This is a genomic window from Streptomyces ossamyceticus, from assembly GCF_001418475.1.
Classification (GTDB): Bacteria; Actinomycetota; Actinomycetes; order Streptomycetales; family Streptomycetaceae; genus Streptomyces; species Streptomyces ossamyceticus.
This window is the reverse complement of the sequence record NZ_LIQX01000280.1, coordinates 1-6,828: the sequence shown is the minus strand read 5'-3', so window position 1 is coordinate 6,828 and position 6,828 is coordinate 1. Positions and strand designations below refer to the sequence as shown.

5 protein-coding genes are annotated in these 6,828 nt (G+C 72.1%); 2 read left to right on the top strand and 3 right to left on the bottom strand.

Features of this window, described 5'->3' with window-relative positions; all coding sequences use genetic code 11:
* The 3 genes from AOK15_RS46150 to eccE form a co-directional block, all read right to left on the bottom strand.
* On the bottom strand, positions 1-1,362 hold a 1,362-nt coding region (locus AOK15_RS46150), incomplete at its 3' end, for an SCO5717 family growth-regulating ATPase (RefSeq protein WP_420876939.1).
* A gap of 328 nt (positions 1,363-1,690) precedes the next feature.
* The gene (locus AOK15_RS21600; protein ID WP_240508537.1) at positions 1,691-2,401 is read right to left on the bottom strand and encodes a hypothetical protein; all 711 of its coding nucleotides are present in this window, start codon (positions 2,399-2,401) and stop codon (positions 1,691-1,693) included.
* Between the two features lie 152 nt (positions 2,402-2,553).
* Positions 2,554-3,906, bottom strand: a complete 1,353-nt coding sequence (gene eccE / locus AOK15_RS21595) for a type VII secretion protein EccE (RefSeq protein ID WP_205632197.1) — start codon at positions 3,904-3,906, stop codon at positions 2,554-2,556.
* A gap of 175 nt (positions 3,907-4,081) precedes the next feature.
* On the opposite strand from eccE, the gene eccB reads away from it, so the two are divergent.
* Positions 4,082-5,620: a type VII secretion protein EccB gene (eccB, locus tag AOK15_RS21590; protein ID WP_055519384.1), complete on the top strand. Its 1,539-nt coding sequence runs from the start codon at positions 4,082-4,084 to the stop codon at positions 5,618-5,620.
* A 101-nt stretch (positions 5,621-5,721) separates the two neighbouring features.
* Positions 5,722-6,828: type VII secretion-associated serine protease mycosin (gene mycP / locus AOK15_RS21585; protein ID WP_240508536.1), on the top strand; the 1,107-nt coding region annotated here is incomplete at its 3' end.

The following is a 6,828-nucleotide window of genomic DNA, read 5'->3' as shown; positions in this document are numbered from 1 at the left end:
GTAGCCGGCGGGGGAGGGGGCGCCGGGGGCCTGTGGGGGCGTGGGGCCTGGAGCCGGGGCCGTCGGCGCACCGGAGGCGTCCGGAGCGACGGGCGGCACTGGTGCACCGGGTGCGCCCGGCGCGCCGGTGGCGGCGTCGACCGGGTTGCCCCAGGCCGAGGGCGCGCCCTGAGGAGCCGGGGGGTGGGACGGCTGCTGCGGCGGCACGGACGGCTCGCCCTGCGCGACCGTCAGCGGCTGCTGGCCGGGCGCATCGGGAACCGCCGGTGCGGTCGGGGGCCAGGGCGCCGCCGGGGCGGGACCCTGGGCCTCAGCGAGCTGGAAAGCGGGCGGCAGCGGCGGCAATCCACCCTGCGGCGGCGGAGGCGTCCAGGCGGGAGGCGCCTGCGGTACGACACCGGGGGCGCCCGGAGCGACTGCGGAGGGCGGGGCGCCCTGAGGTGCGCCGGGCTGCGGCGGGGCGCCCTGAGGTGCGCCGGGCTGCGGCGGGGCGTCCTGAGGCGCTGTGGCCGGCGGGGCAGCGTCCTCCGGAGTGGCGTTTTCCGGAGCGGCAGCATGCTCGGGACCGGCCTCCCGCTTCGCGGACTCGGCCGTCTCGGTGACGCCGCCGGACACGCTCTCGGAGGTCGCGCCACCGCCGCCACCGATCTGTTCGCCCTCAGCGACCTCGGAGGAGTCGGTCACGTCCGTGGCAGCGGAATCCTCGCCGCTCACACTCCCCTCACCGGTCTGACCGTCGCCGGTCTGACCGTCGTCGCTCTCCGCAGCGGGAGCCTCGCTGGACGAGGCGACGTCAGCGGTAGCGACGCCGGCACCATCACCCTGCGGCTGCGGCTGCGGCTGCGGCTGCGGCTGCGGCTCCGGCCCCTGCGACTCCGCCTCGGCACCGGCCCCTGCGGCACTTCCGTCACCCGGAGCCGCACCCGTACCCACGCCGGAGGCACCCTTGACAGCAGCCGCGGCCGCGGCCGCATCCGAGATCTCGCGCTTCAACGCGGTGGCGGAGATCCGCATGGTCGCGCCGCTCTCGATGTCCCCGTTCTCTGCGCCGACCTCGGGGGCGGCGGCCACCGGGGGGGAGGGCTGCGGAACCGCGCCACCCGCGGCGTCACCGGGCGGAGGTGCCACACCCCCGACCACCGGAGGAACGTTCTGCGCACCCACCCCCGCACCTGCACCCGGAACGGGACCTGGACCCGATTCCGAACCGGCCCCTCCCGACGGGGCGTTCTGCGTGTACCAGGCAGGCGGCGCGTAATCGATGGTGAACTCGCCCGTCGTCTCGACGGCGGACTCCGCGTCGGACTGGTCATCGCCGGGTGTGGCCCAGCCCCCGCGGATCCCGTCCCGATCGCTGTTCACAATTCCTCCTGGTGTGGTCGAGCACCCTCAAAGCCGTGCCGGGGCAGACCGTTCTGGTTGTTCTAGCCGTGTCGTCGTGATGTGCGCCCCGGTCCCAGCCTAATCACCACCGGCGTCACCACGGCAGGCCCGTCCGCCGCTCCGCACCCGCCCGCAGCGTCACGGCCTGCCCCGAGATGACGCACATATCCCCAACGACTGCCAGTGAACCGACGGTTGTGGGTGAACAACTCGAAAGGGTAGAGCCACCGAACGGTTACGACACCGGAACGCCGCTGTCGCCGTATCCGTCAGTCCATGCCCCCGGACCCCTTCGGGGCTGTATCTGTCAGTCCATCCGCCGAGGCGTACCCAGCAATCCGATCTCGGCGTCGGTCGGCTGGGTCATCACGTACTGCAGGTCACGGTCGGCGCTCCAGAGGGTGACACCGTCGGCGAGCGTCGGCAACGACTCGACGTCCGCCGGGGGCAGGCCCATGGTGCGCCCCAACTCCGCCGCCTCGTCCGGAGACACCCGCTGGGCGCCGACGAGTCGGGCCTGCCGGATGAGGCGGGGAGCCACCGGGCTGAGGTACGGCAGCAGCGTCAGTACGGACTGCCAGGGACCGGCGACGACCCGACCGCGCGGCGGCCGCATACCGCAGTCGCGCACGACCAGCACGGGCCCGGCGGCCGACGCGCCCTGCGGCGGCACCCGCCCGACGTCGTACACGGCCAGACCGTTCTGACCACCACCCATGGCGTGCACCAACTGAATCCAGGACTGCGCCCGCCCGGTCTCCACGGCGACCCGCGCGCCGGTGGCCGCCGCGCGCAGGGCGAGCACCTGGGCGGTCCACAGCCCGCCGATCAGGACGACGTCGTAGGGGGTGGGACGATTGATGCCGAGGACCGCAGGACGACTCTCGGCGTCGACGCCGATGACGACGCCGTCGTCCCCGACGGGCAACGCGAGCGAGTCGAACTGCTCGACCGACAGCGCGTGCCGACCGTGCCGGGGCCCGATCAGCCCGAACCCGGAACGCAGCCGCTCGCGCATCCGCCCGCCGAGCGCCGGCTCCGGCGCGACGGAGGCGGCGGCGGCCGGGCCGGGACCCACGGGACCGGGACCGGTGGAACCGAGGGCGGCGCTGGAACCGGGGGTGGCGTAAGGACCCGTACCCATACCCGTACTCGTACCGGCCGCGCTCATCAGCGGACACCTCCCAGGGGCAGAGTGGCGAGGACACCCGGCAGCTGTTCACGGTCGAGCCGCGCGAGGCCGGTCCCGGCCTGCCGGGCCGCCTGCTCCAACGACCGTCGGGCCGCGACGAGTTCGTCGTCACTACGGCCGGTCACCCGCACATGCCCGGTGACCGTCACCTCCTGCCGCACGCCGCGCGTCACGGTCAGACTGAACGTGGTGGCGAGCGCGGGCACGGCCGTCAACTGCCCCACGAGCTGCGGAAGCAGCGGACCTCGACCGCCCAACTGCGGCCAGCGTCGCACCCAGTACGTCGTGTGCCGGCGGTTGTCGCACCGCCAGCTGCGCCCCGACTCCTCGGTCCGCCGCTGCGGAGTCTCCGTACGTCCCGCCTCGGCCGTCACCAGGGGATTGGCGCAGGCAGAAGTGGCGACGGCGGCTATCAACTCCTGCTCGTCCAGAACGGTCGTACGGAACCCGGCGCCGGTCAGTCGGCTGGCCAGATGGTCCGCGACCCGCACCACACACTTCTGCGCACCCAGGAGACCGCCGCCGCGCGCCGCCACGGCCTCCGGGCACAGCTCCGGGTCGAGCTTCAGTGCGATCCAGGTGATCCGAATGGCCGGCGTACCCGTCTGGGCCTGCAGCGGCGCGTAGTTGCTGACGGCCACCGACTGCTGGGGCAACTGGATCGCGGGCGCCGGTTGGGTGTGCAGCACGATCTGCGCCCCCTCCAGCCGGATCCCGTCCACGTCCAGCGCGTCCCGCACCAGATTCAGCGGCAACGGCTGTCGGCTCCGGTCGGCTCGCAACGCCGTCGCGTCCGCCTCGACCTGCAACACCGCGCTGACGAACGTCCCGTCTCCGATGATTCCGACACCGCGCCGGTCCCGTCCGCCGAACGCGTACGTGCGCAGCGTCGGGTCGCACTCGACCGCGGGCGCGAGTCCCGGCTCGGTCCCGGGCGGTATCACCGTCTCGGCCGCCTTGCGCTGCCGTGACTTCAACGCCCGTGCTGTAGCGAGCCATTCGGGCAACGAGCGCCCCCTGCGACGTACGACGGCGAGCAGCACCAGCAGGATCGCGACGACGACCGCGGGCACGAGAACGAGAAGGTGCAACGTCCAACCGGCGAGCAGTACAGCGGCGGCCGCCTCGACCAGCAGCAACTGCTGCAACCGGAAAGCCCCGAAGTGCCCGGACCCCGCCTTCAGATGCGGTGCGAACGGACTGGGAGAAGACGCCGTCACCGCGGGCGAGGCCGAGGGTGCGACAGAAGGAGCGGTACGAGCGGCATGAGCGGAACGCGGGTCGGCCGCTTGTGTACGCGACCGTGATCGCGTCCGGCTTGCGGAAGCCATTGCTGCAAACCCCCCGTAGTCACCTGAAACGCCCCACTCGGCAGCGGCCTCGATGTGGAACGAACCCTACCCGCCCCACAAGCGCACGGGTTCAACGGGCATAGTAGGGGCCGGTCTCACAGCGGAGGGCGGGGGCGACGCCCCCGGGACGCGGTACGGGGAGAAACAGGCACTCATGGCATCACGGCGGGACGAACTCAACGCCTACACGTTCGCGAAGCGACGTACGCTCGCGGCCTTTCTCCAGCCTTCCCCGTGGGGTTCGGAGGAAGGGGCCCCCAAGCCGCTGCGGGCCGTCGTGCCCAGCCTGATCGCGGGCGCCGTCATTCTGGGCGTCTTCGGGGCCTGGGGGATGTTCCAGCCCACCGCCCCCAAGGACTGGAACCAGCCCGGCACCCGGGTCATCGTGAGCAAGCAGTCCACGACGCGCTACGTCGTCCTCAAGACGGACGGGACGACCCGCCTGCACCCCGTCCTCAACCTGGCCTCCGCCCGGCTGCTCATGAACGGCGCCGACTACCAGGTCGTCCAGATCAGCGACAAGATCCTCGACTCGGGCAAGCCGCCCCGCGGCCCGATCCTCGGCATCCCCTACGCCCCCGACCGGCTGCCGACCGCCGACGAGGCGGGCAAGGCCAAGCGGTGGGCGGTGTGCGAGCAGCCCGGCGGCAAGGGGAGCACGGTCCAGGAGGCGACCTTCGTCCTCGCCGACCGGGACGTGAAGAAGACGGACGGCTCCGAACGCCTCTCCGGCGGCGAGGTGTTGTACGTCAGGACCCGAGCCGGGGACCGCTATCTGGTGGACGCCGCTGGGAAGGCGTACCCCGTGCCGGTCGCGGCCACGGAAGAGGACGACACGAAGCTGACGGAGGCGCTCGTGGGCTCCCAGCAGCCGCAGCTCGTCACGAAGGAATGGATCGACACCCTGCACAAGGGCGATCCGATCTCGTTTCCCGAACTCCCCTCCGGCGTCGGCTCCCCGGCCGGTGTCCAGGGCCAACTCTCCGACGACGAGAACCGGGTCGGCATGGTGCTCGTGACACGGACGGGCTCGGGCGAGAAGTACCACGTCGTACTGCCGGGCCAGGTGAAGCCCGTCAGCGAGTTCACCGCCTGGCTGCTGATCAACTCGCCGAGGACCGCCGTCCTCAACATGAACAGCGAGGCCGCCCGGGTGGGCCTTCAGGACTTCACCGCCGACACAGCCTCCTTCGCCGGCCAGCCGGACAACTGGCCGACGCGGCGCGCCTCCATGGTCAACTCGGCCTCCGCGGACTCCGGCCGCAACACCGTGTGCAGCGTCCTGCGGGACGTGGACGAGGGCAACGACACCACCCTGCAGACCTGGGCGGGCACCGAGTATCCCGCCGAGATCGCCGCGGGCGGCACGAGCACGTACGTCACCCCGGGAACGGGACTGCTCTACACGCAGATCCAGGGCACCGACAGCGACTCGGGCTCGCTCTTCCTGGTGACGGACACCGGCCTGAGGTACGCCGTCCAGGCGAACGGGGACAGCGACAGCGAGCGGTCCGGCGTCGGCGCGGACGGCAAGCAGAAGACGTCGGACGGTACGCCGGAGCCGAGCGAGGCCCAGGTGAAGCTCGGCTACCAGAACGTCCGCCCGGCGAAGGTCCCGCTGGTCTGGTCGGAGTTCCTGGCCAAGGGCCCCCGACTCGACACCAACAGCGCACGCCAGCCGCAGGGTTCCTGAGGGCGACCCCGTCCCCATCGCACCGCGTGCCCGCGACGAACCACACTCGCGACGCCCCCCGCAGCGGCTTCACACGACAGAAGGACAGGAGCGACGTACAGGTGTCGCCGAAGAAGACAACCCTGCCGGCCGCGGCGGCCGTGCTCCTGGCCATGCCCTTGGCCGTGCTGAGCACAACCGCACTGCCCAATTCCGGGCCGGTCGACCTGTCCGGCGCGGTGACCGAGTCGGCTGGGCCCGGACTCGGCCTGCCCGCCGCGGTGGCGCCCCCCGTGCGGTTGGACGGCAGCGGTGAGTGCACGTTCCCCGCCAAGCCGGTCAAGGGCACCCCCTGGGCGTTGCAGCGGGTGCTCCTCGACGAGCTGTGGCAGGGCACCGACCAGGGCAAGGGTGTCCGGGTCGCGGTCATCGACACCGGGGTGGACGACAGGAACCCGCAGCTGAAGGGGGCCGTAGACAAGGCGGCCGGACGCGACTTCCTGGCCAAGGGCAAGGGCGCCGATCCGACGAACGACCGGGAGGGCCACGGCACGAAGGTCGCGGGCATCATCGCGGCCCGGCCGCACGACGACACCGGCTTCGTGGGCCTCGCCCCCAACGCAACTATCATCCCGATCCGCCAGAACGACGCCGAGAACAGCGGCGACTCGGACTCCATGGCGGAGGCGATCACGTACGCCGTGGCCCAGGGCGCGGACGTCATCAACATCTCCCAGGACACGACGAAACCCCTGTCCGGTACGTCCCGGCTCGCGCAGGCGGTGCGCGCCGCCATCGCCCAGAAAGTCGTCGTGGTCGCCTCCGCGGGCAACGACGGCCTCGACGGCACGTACAAGAACACCTACCCGGCCGCCTTCCCCGGCGTCCTCGCGGTGGCGTCCTCCGACCGCAACAACGAACGGGCCTCCTTCTCCCAGGCGGGAGAGTTCGTGGGCGTAGCGGCCCCCGGTGTCGACATCGTGTCCACGGTCCCGGGCGGCGGCCAGTGCACCGACAACGGCACCAGCTTCTCCGCCCCGTTCGTCGCCGGAGTCGCCGCGCTCCTCAAGGAGAAGCGCCCGGACTGGACGACCGCCCAGATCGTGACCCAGATCGAACAGACCGCCGAACGCGCCGTCAACGGCCACGACAACTTCGTCGGCTGGGGCATCGTCGACCCGGTGCGTGCCGTCCAGGACTCCGACCTCGCTGATCCGCCCTCCTCACCC